Raw genomic sequence first — 16,740 nt, 5'->3', positions numbered from 1 at the left:
CGAGATCATCCCTTCACAGCTGCGAGGGAGCGCTGCGCGGCTTCGACAGTCGCGTCGGCAGTGATGCCGAACTCCCGGAACAAGGTCTTGTAATCGGCGGAAGCGCCGTAGTGCTCGAGCGAGACGGCCTGACCGGCGTCGCCGAGGATGCGCCACCACGGCATCGCGATGCCGGCTTCGACGGACACACGCGCGCGGACGGCGGGCGGAATGACCTCGTCGCGGTACGCCTGATCCTGCTCGAGGAACCAGTCGAGGCAGGGCACGGAGACGACGCGGGTTGCGACGCCCTGAGCTTCGAGGGTCTCGCGAGCCTCGGTGGCCAGATGCAGTTCCGAACCGGTGGCCAGCAAGATGACCTCGGGCGAACCGTTGGCTGCGTCGACGAGGACGTAAGCGCCGCGCTTTACTCCCTCGGCAGCCTTCTCCTTGGTGCCTTCGAGAACCGGGATGTCCTGGCGGGTGAGTGCCAGAGCCGTCGGGCCCGTCTTGTTCTCGAGTGCTGCCTGCCATGCGAACGAGGTCTCGTTGGCGTCACCCGGGCGGACGACGGCGAGGTTCGGGATCGCACGAAGAGCAGCGAGGTGCTCGACCGGCTGGTGAGTCGGGCCGTCTTCGCCGAGGCCGATGGAGTCGTGGGTCCAGACGTAGGTGACGGCAGTCTTCATCAGTGCGGCCAGGCGAACCGCCGGGCGCATGTAATCGGAGAAGACCATGAAGGTTCCGCCGTACGGGCGGGTCGGGCCGTGCAGCGCGATGCCGTTGAGGATCGAGCCCATCGCGTGCTCACGGATGCCGAAGTGGAGCGTGCGGCCGTAGGGCTGCGCATTCCAGTCGTTGGTGGAGATGGAGAAGGGGCCGAACGAATCTGCACCCTTGATGGTGGTGTTGTTGCTGCCTGCGAGGTCGGCGGAGCCGCCCCACAGCTCGGGCAGGATCGGTCCGAGCGCGTTGAGTGCCGAACCGGAGGCCTTGCGAGTCGCAACGCCCTTGGCGTCGGCCTCGTAGGTCGGGAGAGCGTCGGCCCAGCCGGCGGGGAATTCCCCGGCGAACAGGCGGTCGAAGAGTTCCTTGCGCTCGGTCTCACGTGCGGCCCACGCGTCGAACTCGACCTGCCATGCCTTGCGTGCGTCGGCGCCGCGGGAGACGACCTCACGGGCGTGAGCCAGCGCGTCGGCATCGACGTCGAAGGACTTGGCCGGATCGAAGCCGAGGGCTTCCTTGACCGCGGCAACCTCGTCGGCACCGAGAGCGGAGCCGTGGACGTCGCCGGTGTTCATCTTCTTCGGAGCCGGGAAACCGATGATGGTGCGGAGCAAGATTATGGACGGACGATCGACGACGGCCTTGGCCGCGGCAACCGCGTCGAGGATGCCGGAGACGTTCTCGCCACCTTCGACGTGCTGAACGTGCCAGCCGTACGCCTCGTATCGCTTTCCGACGTCTTCGCCGAGAGCGATAGTGGTGTCGTGCTCGATGGAGATCTTGTTGTCGTCGTAGAAGACGATGAGGTTGCCCAGTTCCTGGACACCGGCGAGAGACGAGGCCTCGGACGTGACGCCTTCTTCGATGTCACCGTCGGACGCGATCACGTAGATGTGATGGTCGAAGGGGGAGGAGCCGACCGGGGTCTCCGGATCGAACAGTCCGCGCTCACGACGCGCGGCCATCGCCATGCCGACTGCGGAGGCGAGACCCTGGCCCAGCGGACCGGTGGTCATCTCGACGCCGACGGTGTGGCCGACCTCGGGGTGACCGGGGGTCAGAGCGCCCCACGTGCGGAGAGCTTCGAGGTCAGCGAGCTCGAGACCGTAGCCCGACAGGTAGAGCTGGGTGTACAGCGTCAAGGACGAATGACCACAGGAAAGAACGAAGCGGTCACGGCCGACCCATTCTGCATCCGAAGGATCGTGGCGCATGACGCGCTGGAAGAGGGTGTATGCCAACGGCGCCAAGCTCATTGCAGTTCCGGGATGGCCGTTGCCGACCTTCTGAACCGCGTCGGCGGCGAGCACGCGGGCGGTATCGACAGCCTTGGTGTCCAGGTCGGTCCAGTCCGAGGGGTGGACGGGTTGCGTGAGGACGTGGATCTCGTCTGTGATCGACACTGGCAGATGTCTCCTGACATGGTGTACGTGGATTGCGAGGGTGGGGTGTCCCTCCACTGCGTAACCCAGCCTAATGGTCCTGGCTGTCCGGGTCGATTCGGTTCCTCAATGGCTGCGGTCTACCATCGTTCGTAGTAGAGAACAGTGTCAGCAGTGTGTCGTGAAGAGTTAGTGCGGTAACGCGTGGTGCAAGGAGAGAACGTGCGGACAGGGCAACAGCCGAGCGGACATGGCTTCGGCAGCCCAGGTGCCGCCCCGCGGGCGACCAATACCGATACGGTGTGGGGTCGCGCAACGGGCAAGGTTCTGGCTTATATCGCGCTCACGAAGCCGCGAGTGATCGAATTGCTGTTGGTGGCAACCATTCCGGCAATGCTGCTGGCCGATCGCGGAACAGTTGACATCGTTCTGATCCTCAGCACCCTCTTCGGTGGCTGGATGGGCGCGGCGAGTGCGAACTCGCTCAACTGCGTCGTCGACGCCGACATCGACAAGGTCATGAAGCGCACGGCGAAGCGTCCGCTGGCCCGCGAGGCGGTGCCGACACGTAACGCGCTCGTCTTCGGGCTTCTGCTCGGGCTCGCATCGTTCCTGTGGCTGTGGTGGCGAGCCAACCTCCTCGCCGGCATCCTCGTCGTGATCACGATCGCGTTCTACGTCCTCATCTACACGATGGTGCTCAAGCGTCGTACCTGGCAGAACGTCATCTGGGGTGGCGCTGCCGGATGTATGCCCGTGCTCGTCGGCTGGGCCGCTGTCACCGGGTCGCTGAGCTGGCAGCCCGTCGTGCTGTTCCTGATCATCTTCTTCTGGACGCCGCCGCACACCTGGGCGCTCGCCATGCGCTACAAAGAGGATTACAAAGCTGCCGGTGTTCCCATGCTTCCGGTGATCGCCACCGAAGAGCACGTCACCAAGCAGATCCTGTTCTACAGCTGGGCAATGGTCGTCACGACGCTTGTCCTCGTGCCCGCCTCGGGCGTCATCTACGCTGCCATCACCATCGTCGCCGGTGCGTGGTTCCTGCTCATGGCGCATCAGCTGTACCGCAGCGTTCGTGGCGGTGCTCAGGTCAAGCCGCTGCGCCTGTTCCTGCAGTCCAACAACTATCTTGCGATCGTTTTCGTCGGCCTCGCCGTCGACTCGGTTCTCGGACTCCAGACGATCAGCGACATGCTCAGCTGATTCTGCTGTGCGCCTTTATCAACCGCGGGCGGTTAATAAAGGCGCACAGCACTTCGCTAGGGGATCAGAACGATTGATCCCGTCGTTGCTCGACCTTCCAGATCCCGATGGGCCGTCGCCGCATCGGCGAGGGGATACTCGGCGCCGACGCGAATATCGAGTTTCCCGGCCGCAATGGCGTCGAAGACATCGCCGGCACGCCAGGTCAGTTCCTCGCGAGTGCGAATGTGGTGCGCGAGCGTCGGACGCGTCAGGAACAGCGATCCCGACGAATTGAGCCGCTGCGGATCGACAGGCGGAACCGGTCCACTGGCCGCACCGAACAACGCGACCGTGCCGCGGATACGCACGGAAGCCAAGCTCGAATCGAAGGTCGTCGCGCCGACACCGTCGTACGCTGCCGCTACTCCTTCGTCGCCGGTCAATTCCCGAACTCGCGCTGCGATGTCCTCTTCGTACCGCAAGACCTCCGCGGCGCCGGCGCCACGCGAGAGTTCTTCCTTCGTATCCGATGACACAGTGGTGATGACCTTCGCACCGAGGCTGACGGCCATCTGCGTCAGGATCAACCCGACGCCACCCGCGCCTGCGTGCACGAGCACGGTGTCGCCGCTCTGGATCGGATACGTCGACTTCGCGAGGTAGTGCGCTGTCATCCCCTGCAGGAGCGCCGATGCCGCGGCCGAGGCGGGGACACCGTCGGGCACTTTCACGGCGACTGCGGCGGGAACAGCCACCTTCTCGGCATAGCTGCCGGTGGCCGCAGCCCACGCGACACGGTCGCCCACAGTGAATTCGGAGACGTCGGATCCGACAGCTTCGACGACACCGCTGCCCTCGTCGCCGGGAATGTAGGGGAGCGGACGCTTGTACTGGCCCATTCGGAAGTACGTGTCGATGAAATTGATGCCGATCGCTTCGGTCTTGACGAGTAGATCGCCTGGGCCGGGTGTCGGTTCGGGTTGTTCGGTCAGAGTCAGAACCTCTGGTCCGCCGGTCTCGGTCACGTAGATGGCTCGCATGGTTTCTGTTCTACACCCGCGGCCGCCGACGCTCAGTCCATGCCTGGTGTCGCTTTCGGGCTACCGACCAGTATTGTCGAGTCATGAGCACCGATACCGAGAAGTCGGACGCCACCCCGTCCGCGCCGGAACTGCCGAAGTCCACGGTGAACGCCATCACCAAGTTCGTCGCCGAGCACGGCGGCACCGCCAGCGCGGTCATCCAGCCGGTCGGCCTCGCCGGCGTCCGTATCACCCTCGTAGGTGCCGACGGCATCCTCGGTGATCAGGTCGTCGAGGACCTCGCCACAGCCAACGCGGTCGTCGCTTCCTTCGACACCGTCACCGTTGCCGAGTGGGAGCGTGAGCTGACGAGCATCGTCACCCCGCAAGACGGCCACTTCAAGAAGATGGCCGGTTGGGTCGCCAACCAGACTCGGTTCCCGAAAGCACGCAACGAATCCTGAAACGACGTGTGGGGCGTAGGAACACCTTTCGGTGTTCCTACGCCCCACACGTGTATTGAAAAGTATCAGGCAGCTGGTACGGGCGAGCTGGTCGGCGTGAACTGGCGGGTCTTACCCGCAGCCCACACTGCAGCGGTCGCAGCGGTGCACAGACCGGCACCGGCGACGTGCATGATCACCAGGACCTCCGGCACATCGGTGAAGTACTGAACGACACCGATGAGTGACTGCGCGAGGATAAGCCCCAAGAGGACCTTCAAGCGGATCTTCACCGCCGCGGATGTCCCGACCGCATACAGGCCGAAGGTCAGACCCACGACCAGTGCGAGGTATCCGACCAGCAACTGCGAGTGCAGATGAACGAGCGTCACGATCTCGATTTCCAGGCGGGGCACCGTTCGGTCCAGTCCCTTGTCACCCGCGTGCGGGCCTGCACCCGTTACGAGGGTGCCAGCGACCAGCACGCCGGCGAGCGCAACTCCGGACAGCGCGGTCAGCCAACGCAGCGGCTTCGGCATCACGATCAGAGTTGTTGCCTCGTCGGGTTCGGCGATCTTCGCGTACATCACCGTGGCGACCCAGACCATCAGCATCGACGCCACCAGGTGGATTGCCACCGTCCACCACAGCAGGCCTGTGAGGACGGTGATACCGCCGATGACTGCCTGAACGACGGTGCCGAGCGGCATCATCCAGGCGTAGACAAGCACCTCTTTGCGGCGGCGAGCGCGAGTCACCGCGAGCACGATTGCGGCCGCGACAATCACAACCAGGAACGTGAGCAGGCGGTTGCCGAATTCGACGGCTTGATGAATCACCGCGACCTGTCCGTGGCCGACCGGGACGAAGCTACCGGGGAAGCACTGCGGCCACGTCGGGCAACCGAGTCCCGAGTCCGTCACGCGCACCACCGCGCCGGTGACAGCGATGCCGCCCTGCGTCAGGATCACGATGAACGCGATGATTTTCTGCGTTTTCAGCGAGGGGAGAGGTAGTCGATCCACCAAGCGTAAAAATCCGGCATACACACGATTCACCACGCCAACGATCGTAGTTCCCCATCAACTACACAGTGTCGTTGGGGGCAGGCGTTGAAGCAGGCGCGAAGCGAGCTGCCCCGCGTCGTCGGGACCAGCTCGCGTCAGTTCGCGCGAACGCGCACGATTCCTGAGATCGTTCCCTGGAAGTACTCGCCGGACTCGGTGATGAGTGCCGACATCTGCAGGGTGTCGTTGAGGATGGTCGACGGCAGGGGAGTCGAACCGATCTGTGACCCGTCCTTCGAGTCGATCACCACGAACGAGTAACCGTCCAGCGGAGAGGTGTTCGCAGCGCCGTCCCGTGTCACGGTGTAGATCGAGCCGTCAGCCGTCGACAGGTGCGGTACCGCAGAGCTACGAATGGTGTTGTCCCACACGACATGGCAGCCGACCGGATCGATGTCGACGCGGGTCATTCCGCCGTTGAAGGGTGCCGTGGCGGGGACTGCTGGACCGGCACCTTCAGGAGTCGTGGGGTACGGGTATCCGTAAGTCCCGGCGACGTAGACCGAATGACCGATGCCGACGGGGGAGTTCTCGCTGCCGCTCGGCGAGCCGTCCTGGCTGGCCGCGGACAACACCGGCTGCGTGCACACTTCGGCGCCCGTGTCAGCGCGATAGACGTGCAAGCTCACCGTCGGATGAGCGTTGTCGACGATGGTCAAGAAATCGCTGCCCGTCGAAGGTCCGAAGTACGTCGGCGTCGATCCGGTTCCCCAGCTGAGCTGACCCGGATTGCGGGCCGGCCCGCGGTCGTACGGCTGACGCCAGTCGATGACGACCTCGTCGCCGCTTCGCTTCAGTTGGTAGAGCGCGTGGGTTGTCGCGATCGCAGTACCCGTCGGTGAGGTGGAGATGCTGTTCTGCACCTGTTCACCCTCGGGAAGCGCAAGGCTGTGCGCGATCCGATCCGTGCCGACATACCCGACGGTGCCGTGCCCGGTGGCGAACCAGACATTGCCTTCCCAGTCCGGAGCGAGGCCGGTGACGTTGTCGTCGGAGGCAACCGCGCCACTGAGATCGACTACATCCGCAAGTTCCAGCCGCCAACTGCCGTCCGGATTCTGAGCATGGGAAATGCGAACCAGTTGACGGTTTCCGTCGACGGCGACGAGACGGTTCTCGTTGTCGAGGTAGGCGTAGACGCCGCCGAGGAGGCTGCCCTTCGCGAGCGGCAGTTGCGCGACCGACCGGCCCAACGGCGTGGCGTCGGCCTTCGGATCGATCAAATGGATGGTCGGGATCTGGCCGATCATCGTCGTGCAGAGCGAAACGACCATGCCGTCGGAACCCTGGAGGACCGTCGGGCAGGCGGCCATCATCGGGAAGGCAGTGACCTCGTGGGGGCCGGTTCCGGGACCAGGCAGCGGAGTGACGTCGGACGAGCCGGCGTCACCGTGCATGGTGGAGGTGCCGACGGGACCGAGGTACGGATTTGCAGGTGCGAGTGGACCGGACACCGAAGGGGTCGCCGTTGCGGGTCCGGCACACAACATCACTGTTGCGGCGACACAGCCGACGATCTGAGCTGTCCGTCGTGTACTCACGTGAACTTGAACCACCTTGCTGCGCAGACACCGGCCACCGCGGCCCAGATGAGAAGTACGAGAATCGAGAACCAGTCCATCGAGGTGTCGAGGGCCGCTTCGAGTGCATGCGCGAGAGCGCCGGAGGGAACTATTCGCACCAGCGTGTGAACAGCGGTCGGCAGTTCGCCACTGGCGAAGACCACACTGCCGATGCCCACCATGATGAACCACAAGACGTTGGCGAGCGCGAGAACGATCTCTGCGCGCAACGTGCCGCCGAGCAGCAGTCCGAGCGCTGCAAAGGTGACGGTACCGATGGCAATGACCACGGCGCCGAGTAGAAGTTCGACGACCGACGGACGCCACCCCAACGCCAAGCCGATGGCACCGAGCAGCAGTGACTGCAGGGCAACAACGATGATGACGGCAGCGCTCTTACCGGCGATGATTCCCCACCGTGGGAGGGGAGTGGCACCGAGTCGTTTGAGCGCGCCGTATCGGCGATCGAATCCGACGGCGATGGCCTGTCCGGTGAACGCCGTCGACATCACGGCAACCATCATGACACCAGGGAGCACGGTATCGACCCGAGAATCGCCCAAATCGCCGATCGGAAGTAGACACAGTCCGATGAGGAGGGTGATCGGGATGAACATGGTGAGTAGCAATTGCTCACCGTTGCGGAGCAGAAGTGTCAGCTCCAGTTTGGTCTGCGCCGCCAGCATCTTGGCCGCCGAACTGGGGCGGGGATCCGGCGAGAAGGTGCCTGGCTCGAAGCGGTTCTCGGCGAGCCGCCGGTCTCTGGCAACGCTGATGGGACTGCTCTGGCCGTTCGACGCTGTTTCGTTCATGACCTTGATCTCCGTCATCCCCTCAGTTCCCGGCCCGTCAATTCGAGGAAGACGTCTTCCAGACTCCGTTGATCGACGCGAATGTCGTTGATCAGCACGTCCTGATCGGCACACCACGTCGCAACTGTTGCCACGGTTGCCGGATCGATTGCACCTTCGACGACGTAGGTGCCGGGGTTGGATTCCTCGATGCGGAACCCGGCGAGTGAACCGGCCAGCGAATCGAGGCTCAAACCGGGAACCGTCGTCAGACGGAGTTGTCCTTCGGCGCCCTTGCTGGTGACCTCGGCCGGCGTTCCCGACGCGACGATCTTGCCGTGGTCGATGATGACCAGTTCGTCGGCGAGTGCTTCGGCCTCGTCCATGAGGTGCGTGGTGAGCAGGACGCTCACGCCGTCGCGTCGCAGAGCGTCGATGAGTTCCCACACGAGTAGACGCGCCTGAGCGTCGAGTCCGGCGGTGGGTTCGTCGAGAAATACCAATTCGGGACGGCCGACCAGCGCGCATGCCAGGGACAGTCGTTGCTGCTGGCCTCCGGAGAGACGACGGTACGGGGTCTTGCGCGCATCGGTGAGGCCGAGTTTGGAAAGCAGCCAGGCGGGATCGAGCGGGTCGGCCGAGTATGCGGCGACGAGGTCGAGCATTTCTCCGGCCTTGGACCCGGGGTACGCGCCGCCGCCTTGCAACATGACGCCGATTCGCGATCGGACTTCACCGGAGTCGGCGATGGGGTCGAGACCGAGCACCCGAACGGTGCCGGCGTCTGGGGTGACGAACCCTTCGCACATCTCGACGGTGGTTGTCTTACCGGCTCCGTTGGGGCCGAGCAGGGCAACGACCTGGGCCGTCTCGACAGTGAGATCGATACCGTCGACGGCTCGAACACCGTCGAAGGACTTGACGACACCCTGGATCTGTACCGCCGGCGTCGACGATCTGGAGGCTCTCGAGGTCACGGGGAATCAGCGTAAGCCCCCGCCGAGTTGTCTTCGTCTACCGGTCCGCCTTTCGTGATCTCCGCTACTGGCTTGTCGCTACGCCAGGGGAGTGAATTGCGGGTGAAGACGATGAGCGTTCCGGCGGTGAGGATGGTCGCGATGACGGCCTGCACGATCATGAACGGAAGATATTCGGCGCCGTTGGACATCAACATGACGCTGACGATCGAAGTGAAGACCACAGCTGGGATACGGAAGATCGGCGCGGTGGCCCACGCGGCCAACGGGAGAATCGCCCACAGCAGGTACCACGGCTGAACGACGGGGAACAGGAGAACGATCGCGCCGAGAGCGATGCCGAGTCCACCGACCGGATGAATGCGACCCATGTATACCGAGATCATCATCCGCGCGGTGACGAGCATGGCGACGAGAGTCGCGATGGGCCGCGTGATCGTGAGGATCGCGGTGGTGTGGTCACCGAGCCCGAGCAGTACGCCGGCCAATCCCGTGCCGACGCCCAGCAGCGTCGGGATGGACATCCAACTCCGGACTGCGGTGGCGGTGTCGAGGGTGTTGATCCAACCCATACCGAGCCCACTGGCCACGCTGATGACGAACGTGACGACGGCGGCAACGATGCCCAGAAGAATCGCGGCTCCCGCCAGGGCTTTCCAGGTTCCACCCCAACGCCGGGCCAAGGCCATGCCGACAAATCCCAGTGCAAGCAAAGACGGAATCTTGACCGTCGAGGACAACGCGATCAACCCGGATCCCGCCACGAGATAGAACAGTGCTTGCCCACGGATGGGCTCGGACCCTTCGACTGCCCGGAGGGCGATCTCGATTCCGGCGAGCATCAACCCGAGCATGAGAGCTTCGTTGTGGATGCCGGCCACCAAGTGGAAGAGCAACAGCGGGTTCGCGGCACCGAGCCAGAGTGAACTGACGGCAGAGACACCGCATCGCTTGGCCAGGCGCGGTATCGCCCACACGATGAGCGCGACGCCGGCCAATGCGAGCAGGCGGTGCAAGAAGATTCCGGCAACGATGTTGTCGCCGGTCAGCGAGCTGATCCCGCGTCCCAGCCACAGGAAGAACGGTCCGTACGGAGCTGGGGTGTCGCGCCAGATCGTCGGAACCGTGCGGGTCAGAACGTGGTCGACGCCCAGCGCCGCCTTGGGGCCGATGGCATACGGATCGAGTCCACGGGCCGCGATTTCGCTTTGTGCCAGATACGAGTAGACGTCGCGGCTGAACATCGGCGGCGCGACCGAGAGCGGCAGGATCCACAGCAGAAGTGTGCGGTCCAACTGAGAACGGGTCATACGCCGCGGCGCGCCGGAACGGCTGCGTATGTCCCCGACAGCAAATCGGCCCATCATCAGCCAGGCGAGAACGACGAGCACGGTTCCGGTCATCGTCATGGTGAGTGAGACGGTCGGCATACGTCCGGGCAGGCTGAGGACTCGAAGTCCTGCGGTCGGATTCTGAAGGACGGGTTGTGCGCCCGCGCCGAGTGCGCCGACTGCCATCAATACCGCGCCGGTTGCTCCGAATCTGCGGATCCCGCGCAGTTGTGCAGTTTCCTTCGCATTCAGGCCCGGGCGCTCGTCTTCGTCGCCGTGCAACACCGCGGCCATACTCTGCCGGGGAGCGGAACCGAAAGGCCGAACGCCGATCGTGGAAAGCGCGAGTGCCTTGGGTTTTTCCAGCAGGATCGCGCGCGCCGATCGCGCGGTCGTCGTCTTCTCGGGGGTCTGCGGCACACCAGGCAGCGTAGCGGCTCCATCCAGCCGGACAGACAAGCACAAACAACGTACGTTGTCCGGATATTCCCGAATGTAATGCAGGTTGCCCTTAGTAGACCTGCGAAAAGAATTCCGTCACACTTGTGTTGTGAAAAGAAATGCGTCAGACCCTCGAAGCAAGGAAGTTGCAGGTCAGCCCACTGTAGCGACCTCGCAGAGTGCTGTCGCAAATCCGGTGACGGTGGGCGTCGAAGGCCAGACCCGGGCCGCAGTGGTCAAGCTGCTACTCGAAGAAGGCCCCATTACCGCCTCCGAAATCGGCACACGCCTCGGTTTGAGTGCAGCAGGTGTCCGACGTCACTTGGATGCGTTGATCGAGTCCGGCGAAGCCCGAACGGCTTCGGCGTCGTCGTTGCGCCAGCGCGGACGAGGCCGTCCCGCCAAGCAGTTCCAGATCACCGCGACCGGCCGCGGGCGCCTGGGCCACACCTACGACGATCTGGCGGGAGCCGCCATGCGGCAACTCCGTGAAATCGGCGGAGATGCGGCAATCGAGGAATTCGCCAAGCGTCGGGTTCAGGCGATCGTCGGAGACGTCGAACCGGCTGATCCGACGAATGTCGACAACGTCGAAGCGACAGCGGACGCAATCGCCGAAGCTTTCAACGCGGTGGGGTTCGCAGCGTCGACCCGGCCGGTCGGCAACGGTGTGCAGATCTGCCAACATCACTGCCCGGTTTCCCATGTGGCAGAAGAGTTTCCGGAACTGTGCGAGGCAGAGCAGCAAGCATTCCGGCAGTTGCTCGGAACGCATGTCCAGCGTCTGGCAACCATCGCCAACGGTGACTGCGCCTGCACGACGCACGTGCCCCTCGTGTCCACCGGGAGTAGATGACCGGACCACAGTGTTCTACCGAGCGTTGCCACCGTGCAGCGTTCGAATAGAGATTTTTCAGCTAGTTCTTCAAAGTCAGAACTGCTCGACCGCAGCGACCAGCCCTCGCTGAAACCGAGCAGCCGTCAAGAAACAAGACTCCGGAAGGAGCTCGCATGACCGTCACATCAGACCAGGCGACTACCACTGCGGCAGCAGGCACCGAGCCGCTCACGCAGGAAGAGACCATCGCGTCCCTCGGTCATTACGGCTACGGCTGGTCCGATTCCGACGAAGCCGGAGCCAGCGCGCAGCGCGGGTTGTCCGAGGCTGTCGTGCGGGACATCTCCGCCAAGAAGAGCGAGCCCGAGTGGATGCTCGACATCCGTCTCAAGGCGCTGCGCACCTTCGACAAGAAGCCGATGCCGAACTGGGGCAGCGACCTCGAAGGCATTCACTTCGACAACATCAAGTACTTCGTCCGGTCCAGCGAGAAGCAGGCCGAGTCGTGGGAAGACCTGCCCGAGGACATCAAGAACACGTACGACAAGCTCGGCATCCCCGAGGCGGAGAAGCAGCGCCTCGTTGCCGGCGTCGCAGCTCAGTACGAGTCCGAGGTCGTCTACCACTCGATCCGTGAGGATCTCGAGGAGCAGGGCGTCATCTTCCTCGACACGGACACCGGCCTCAAGCAGCACCCGGAGCTGTTCAAGGAGTACTTCGGATCGGTCATCCCGGCCGGCGACAACAAGTTCTCCGCGCTGAACACCGCCGTGTGGTCGGGCGGCTCGTTCATCTACGTTCCGCCGGGAGTCCACGTGGACATCCCGCTGCAGGCGTACTTCCGCATCAACACCGAGAACATGGGTCAGTTCGAGCGCACCCTGATCATCGTCGACGAAGATGCCTCCGTGCACTACGTCGAGGGTTGCACCGCGCCGATCTACAAGTCCGATTCACTGCACTCGGCCGTAGTCGAGATCATCGTGAAGAAGGGCGGCCACTGCCGTTACACGACCATCCAGAACTGGTCCAACAACGTCTACAACCTGGTGACCAAGCGCACCAAGGTCGAAGACGGCGGATCCATGGAGTGGGTCGACGGCAACATCGGCTCCAAGGTCACCATGAAGTACCCGGCCGTGTGGCTGATGGGCGAGTACGCCCGCGGTGAGGTTCTCTCCGTCGCGTTCTCCGGTGAGGGCCAGCACCAGGACACCGGCGCCAAGATGCTCCACCTCGCGCCGCACACGTCCTCGACCATCATCAGCAAGTCTGTCGCCCGTGGCGGTGGACGTGCGTCGTACCGCGGTCTGGTTCAGGTCAACAAGGGTGCCCACGGCTCCAAGTCGACCGTCAAGTGTGACGCTCTGCTCGTCGACCAGATCAGCCGCAGCGACACCTACCCGTACGTCGACATCCGCGAGGACGACGTCACCATGGGTCACGAGGCCACGGTGTCCAAGGTCAGCGACGATCAGCTCTTCTACCTGATGAGCCGCGGACTGACCGAGGACGAGGCGATGGCCACCATCGTGCGTGGGTTCGTCGAGCCCATCGCGAAGGAACTCCCGATGGAGTACGCGCTCGAGCTCAACCGCCTTATCGAACTTCAGATGGAAGGGGCTGTGGGTTAGTGACCACGCCAGAGACCGGAGTCATCGGAGCTGTTGCCGGGGAGAACCCGACCGCTCCAGTAAAGGGTGCAGCCACCGGCTCGCCCATCACGAACAAGGGTGAGCAGTTCTCCTCGTTCGACGTCAATGCATTCGAGGTCCCGGGCGGACGTGACGAGATCTGGCGGTTCACCCCGCTGCGTCGTCTGCGCGGATTGCACGACGGCAGTGCCGTTGCCAACGCTCAGGTCACCGTCGAGGTGGACGGGGGAAGCGACATCACCGTCGAGACCGTCGGCCGTGACGACGAGCGTCTGGGCAAGGCTGGTGTTCCTGCGGATCGCATTGCAGCGCAGGCGTACTCGAGCTTCGAGACTGCGACGGTCATCTCGGTTGGCGCCGAGGTCGAGGTCGAGAAGCCCGTCGTGGTCACCATGACCGGCCCCGGAGTCGACAATGTCGCCTTCGGACACACCCAGATTCGTCTGGCGCAGTTCGCCAAGGCGACGTTCGTGATCGACCAGCGCGGCAGCGGAACCTTCGCGGAGAACATCGAATTCGTTCTCGGTGACAGCTCGCAGTTGACCGTGGTGGCGATTCAGGACTGGGCGGACGATGCAGTTCACGTCACGTCACACCATGCTCGCCTGAACCGCGACGCAGTGCTTCGGTACACCTCGATCAGCCTGGGCGGCGACCTGGTTCGCCTGTCCGCCACCGTCAAGTACGACGGACCGGGCGGCGACGCCGAACTGCTCGGCCTGTACTTCGCCGACGCCGGCCAGCACCTGGAACAGCGTCTGCTGGTGGATCATTCGCAGCCCAACTGCAAGTCCAACGTGGTCTACAAGGGTGCGCTTCAGGGCGATCCCGGATCCGGCAAGCCCGACGCGCACACCGTGTGGATCGGCGACGTTCTCATCCGCGCCGCAGCGGAGGGCACCGATACGTTCGAGCTCAACCGCAACCTGGTGCTGACCGACGGCGCCCGCGCCGACTCGGTTCCGAACCTCGAAATCGAGACCGGTGAGATCGTGGGAGCCGGCCACGCAAGTGCAACGGGACGTTTCGACGACGAGCAGCTGTTCTATCTGCGTGCTCGTGGTATCCCGGAGGATCAGGCTCGCCGTCTGGTCGTACGTGGGTTCTTCCACGAAATCATCAACAAGATCGCTGTTCCCGAGGTGCGCGATCGCCTCGAAGCCGCAGTCGAAGCCGAACTCGCAGCCGTCGGCTCCTGACCGCCCCGCCGGCGACACCACCCCGTCGCTACGCTCGCCCGCCTCATCTTGAAGGAATTTCATGTCTACCAGTGACAACAACACCACCTCGGTCCTCGAGGTTCGTGACCTGCACGTCGAGGTCGCCAACTCCGATGCGAACGCCGAGCCCATCCAGATCCTCAAGGGCGTCGACCTGACGGTCCGCTCCGGCGAGACCCACGCGATCATGGGCCCCAACGGCTCGGGCAAGTCGACTCTGTCGTACGCCATCGCCGGTCACCCCAAGTACCAGGTCACGTCCGGCTCCATCACACTCAACGGTGAAGACGTTCTCGCGATGAGCGTCGACGAGCGTGCACGTGCCGGGCTCTTCCTGGCTATGCAGTACCCCGTCGAGGTTCCCGGCGTATCCATGTCCAACTTCCTGCGCACCGCCGCTACGGCCGTGCGAGGCGAGGCTCCCAAGCTGCGCCACTGGGTCAAGGAAGTCAAGGAAGCCCTCAGCGAGCTCGAGATCGACCCCTCGTTCATCGAGCGTTCGGTCAACGAAGGTTTCTCCGGTGGTGAGAAGAAGCGCCACGAGATCCTGCAGTTGGGCATGCTCAAGCCGAAGATCGCGATCCTCGACGAGACCGACTCCGGCCTCGACGTCGACGCTCTGCGCACCGTCTCCGAAGGTGTCAACCGCTACAAGGAGCGCGAGAACGGCGGCGTTCTGCTGATCACGCACTACACGCGCATTCTGCGCTACATCAACCCCGACTTCGTTCACGTGTTCGTCGGTGGCCGCATCGTCGAGTCCGGCGGACCGGAACTGGCCGACGAGCTCGAGACCAACGGCTACGTTCGTTTCACCGCGGACACCGCAGCTACCCAGGGAGCGTAATCACGATGACCACCTCGGTGCGCGAGCTCGACGTCACAGCGGTTCGGGCCGACTTCCCGATCCTGGCGCGAACCGTGCGCGACGGAAAACCTTTGGTGTACTTGGATTCCGGCGCTACCTCGCAGCGTCCGGTCCAGGTTCTCGATGCCGAACGGGACTTCCTGACCACGTGTAACGCGGCAGTACACCGGGGTGCTCATCAGCTCGCAGAAGAGGCGACGGACGCGTACGAGAATGCTCGCGCCACCATCGCTTCCTTCGTGGGCGCGGATTCGGACGAGTTGGTGTTCACCAAGAACGCCACCGAGGCACTGAATCTCGTCACCTACGTTCTCGGTGACGATCGCTTCGACCGCCATGTCGGTCCTGGCGACGAAATCGTCATCACCGAACTCGAACACCACGCCAACCTCGTTCCCTGGCAGGAACTTGCGCGCCGAACCGGTGCGACGCTCAAGTGGTACGGCGTGACCGACGACGGCCGGATCGATCTCGATTCGCTGGAGTTGACGGACGCGGTGAAGGTTGTTTCGTTCACCCACCAGTCCAACGTGACCGGCGCTATCGCACCCGTCGAGGAATTGGTGCGACGAGCACGCGCCGTCGGTGCTCTGGTCGTGCTCGACGCGTGCCAGTCGGTGCCTCACATGGCCGTCGACTTCCATGAACTGGGAGTGGACTACGCGGCGTTCTCCGGTCACAAGATGCTCGGCCCTTCGGGGGTCGGAGTTCTCTACGGCCGTCGTGAACTGCTGGCAGCGATGCCTCCGTTCATCACCGGTGGCTCGATGATCGAGACGGTCACCATGGAGGTCAGCACCTACGCGCCGCCACCTCAGCGTTTCGAGGCCGGCGTACCGATGACCTCACAGGTGGTCGGACTGGGCGCTGCCGTGGATTACCTGAACACCTTCGGGATGGACGCAGTCGCCGCGCACGAGCACGTGTTGGTCGAGGATGCTCTCGAGAAGCTGTCTGCGATCGAAGGTCTGCGCATCATCGGACCACAGACGTCCGAGAACCGCGGCGGCGCGATTTCCTTTGTCGTGGACGGTATTCACGCCCACGACCTCGGGCAGATCCTCGACGACGAGGGCGTCGCGATCCGCGTCGGACACCATTGTGCGTGGCCGCTGCACCGTAAGTTCGGTGTCGCTGCGACGGCCCGTGCGTCGTTTGCGCTCTACAACACCACCTCGGAAATCGATGTTCTCGTCGCAGCGATCAAGCGTGCGCAGGAATTTTTCGGTGTCGCAGGGGAGTTGAACTGA

The 16,740-nt window shown here is 63.8% G+C and carries 14 protein-coding genes; 7 read left to right on the top strand and 7 right to left on the bottom strand.

Going from position 1 to position 16,740, the window contains the following annotated elements:
• Window positions 1-5: 5 nt before the first annotated feature.
• Window positions 6-2,108, bottom strand: coding sequence for a transketolase (tkt, locus tag ABWI03_RS19365; protein WP_003944976.1), 2,103 nt, complete (start codon window positions 2,106-2,108; stop codon window positions 6-8).
• Between the two features lie 201 nt (window positions 2,109-2,309).
• Between tkt and ABWI03_RS19360 the strand changes: the two genes are divergently transcribed.
• Complete coding sequence (locus ABWI03_RS19360; RefSeq protein WP_003944994.1) at window positions 2,310-3,293, top strand: heme o synthase; 984 nt, start codon at window positions 2,310-2,312, stop codon at window positions 3,291-3,293.
• A gap of 56 nt (window positions 3,294-3,349) precedes the next feature.
• On the opposite strand, the gene ABWI03_RS19355 is transcribed toward ABWI03_RS19360, so the two are convergent.
• Complete coding sequence (locus ABWI03_RS19355; protein ID WP_298773787.1) at window positions 3,350-4,315, bottom strand: quinone oxidoreductase family protein; 966 nt, start codon at window positions 4,313-4,315, stop codon at window positions 3,350-3,352.
• An 83-nt stretch (window positions 4,316-4,398) separates the two neighbouring features.
• Here ABWI03_RS19355 and ABWI03_RS19350 point away from each other — a divergent pair, with 83 nt between their 5' ends.
• Window positions 4,399-4,761 (top strand): hypothetical protein, encoded by a 363-nt coding sequence (locus ABWI03_RS19350; RefSeq protein WP_095970181.1) that lies wholly within the window; start codon window positions 4,399-4,401, stop codon window positions 4,759-4,761.
• Between the two features lie 65 nt (window positions 4,762-4,826).
• Here ABWI03_RS19350 and ABWI03_RS19345 read toward each other — a convergent pair whose 3' ends face one another.
• From ABWI03_RS19345 to mptB, 5 genes are all read right to left on the bottom strand, one after another.
• Window positions 4,827-5,801: a COX15/CtaA family protein gene (locus ABWI03_RS19345; RefSeq protein ID WP_185564770.1), complete on the bottom strand. Its 975-nt coding sequence runs from the start codon at window positions 5,799-5,801 to the stop codon at window positions 4,827-4,829.
• Between the two features lie 101 nt (window positions 5,802-5,902).
• Window positions 5,903-7,297 carry a hypothetical protein gene (locus ABWI03_RS19340; protein WP_298773928.1) on the bottom strand — a complete coding sequence of 465 codons (1,395 nt, stop codon included), beginning with the start codon at window positions 7,295-7,297 and terminating at the stop codon, window positions 5,903-5,905.
• Between the two features lie 47 nt (window positions 7,298-7,344).
• Window positions 7,345-8,181, bottom strand: a complete 837-nt coding sequence (locus ABWI03_RS19335; protein WP_378375607.1) for an ABC transporter permease — start codon at window positions 8,179-8,181, stop codon at window positions 7,345-7,347.
• 14 nt (window positions 8,182-8,195) lie between these two features.
• The gene (locus tag ABWI03_RS19330) at window positions 8,196-9,137 is read right to left on the bottom strand and encodes an ABC transporter ATP-binding protein (protein WP_007727917.1); all 942 of its coding nucleotides are present in this window, start codon (window positions 9,135-9,137) and stop codon (window positions 8,196-8,198) included.
• A complete protein-coding gene (mptB, locus tag ABWI03_RS19325; protein ID WP_200313971.1) occupies window positions 9,134-10,888 on the bottom strand; it encodes a polyprenol phosphomannose-dependent alpha 1,6 mannosyltransferase MptB in 1,755 nt (584 codons plus the stop codon). The genes ABWI03_RS19330 and mptB overlap by 4 nt, the downstream gene beginning before the upstream one ends.
• Before the next feature lie 130 nt (window positions 10,889-11,018).
• On the opposite strand from mptB, the gene ABWI03_RS19320 reads away from it, so the two are divergent.
• The 5 genes from ABWI03_RS19320 (at window position 11,019) to ABWI03_RS19300 (ending at window position 16,740) form a co-directional block, all read left to right on the top strand.
• Window positions 11,019-11,765, top strand: coding sequence for a helix-turn-helix transcriptional regulator (locus ABWI03_RS19320; protein WP_298773783.1), 747 nt, complete (start codon window positions 11,019-11,021; stop codon window positions 11,763-11,765).
• Between the two features lie 155 nt (window positions 11,766-11,920).
• Entirely contained in the window at window positions 11,921-13,381 is a 1,461-nt protein-coding gene (gene sufB / locus ABWI03_RS19315) for a Fe-S cluster assembly protein SufB (RefSeq protein WP_353798876.1), read from the top strand.
• Complete coding sequence (gene sufD, locus ABWI03_RS19310) at window positions 13,381-14,601, top strand: Fe-S cluster assembly protein SufD (RefSeq protein ID WP_124568616.1); 1,221 nt, start codon at window positions 13,381-13,383, stop codon at window positions 14,599-14,601. The genes sufB and sufD overlap by 1 nt, the downstream gene beginning before the upstream one ends.
• Window positions 14,602-14,662: 61 nt before the next feature.
• Window positions 14,663-15,469 carry a Fe-S cluster assembly ATPase SufC gene (gene sufC, locus ABWI03_RS19305; RefSeq protein WP_095970175.1) on the top strand — a complete coding sequence of 269 codons (807 nt, stop codon included), beginning with the start codon at window positions 14,663-14,665 and terminating at the stop codon, window positions 15,467-15,469.
• Window positions 15,470-15,474: 5 nt separating this feature from the next.
• Complete coding sequence (locus ABWI03_RS19300) at window positions 15,475-16,740, top strand: cysteine desulfurase (protein ID WP_095970174.1); 1,266 nt, start codon at window positions 15,475-15,477, stop codon at window positions 16,738-16,740.

Source organism: Rhodococcus baikonurensis (assembly GCF_040489275.1).
GTDB classification, from domain to species: Bacteria; Actinomycetota; Actinomycetes; order Mycobacteriales; family Mycobacteriaceae; genus Rhodococcus_F; species Rhodococcus_F baikonurensis.
This window is presented reverse-complemented; position numbering and strand designations above follow the sequence as displayed.

Coding starts and splice junctions, on each gene's coding strand:
- ABWI03_RS19355 (WP_298773787.1), bottom strand. CDS start 4,315: ATGCGAGCCATCTACGTGACCGAGACCGGCGGACCAGAGGTTCTGACT.
- ABWI03_RS19350 (WP_095970181.1), top strand. CDS start 4,399: ATGAGCACCGATACCGAGAAGTCGGACGCCACCCCGTCCGCGCCGGAA.
- ABWI03_RS19340 (WP_298773928.1), bottom strand. CDS start 7,297: ATGTTGTGTGCCGGACCCGCAACGGCGACCCCTTCGGTGTCCGGTCCA.
- ABWI03_RS19335 (WP_378375607.1), bottom strand. CDS start 8,181: ATGAACGAAACAGCGTCGAACGGCCAGAGCAGTCCCATCAGCGTTGCC.
- sufB (WP_353798876.1), top strand. CDS start 11,921: ATGACCGTCACATCAGACCAGGCGACTACCACTGCGGCAGCAGGCACC.
- sufC (WP_095970175.1), top strand. CDS start 14,663: ATGTCTACCAGTGACAACAACACCACCTCGGTCCTCGAGGTTCGTGAC.
- ABWI03_RS19300 (WP_095970174.1), top strand. CDS start 15,475: ATGACCACCTCGGTGCGCGAGCTCGACGTCACAGCGGTTCGGGCCGAC.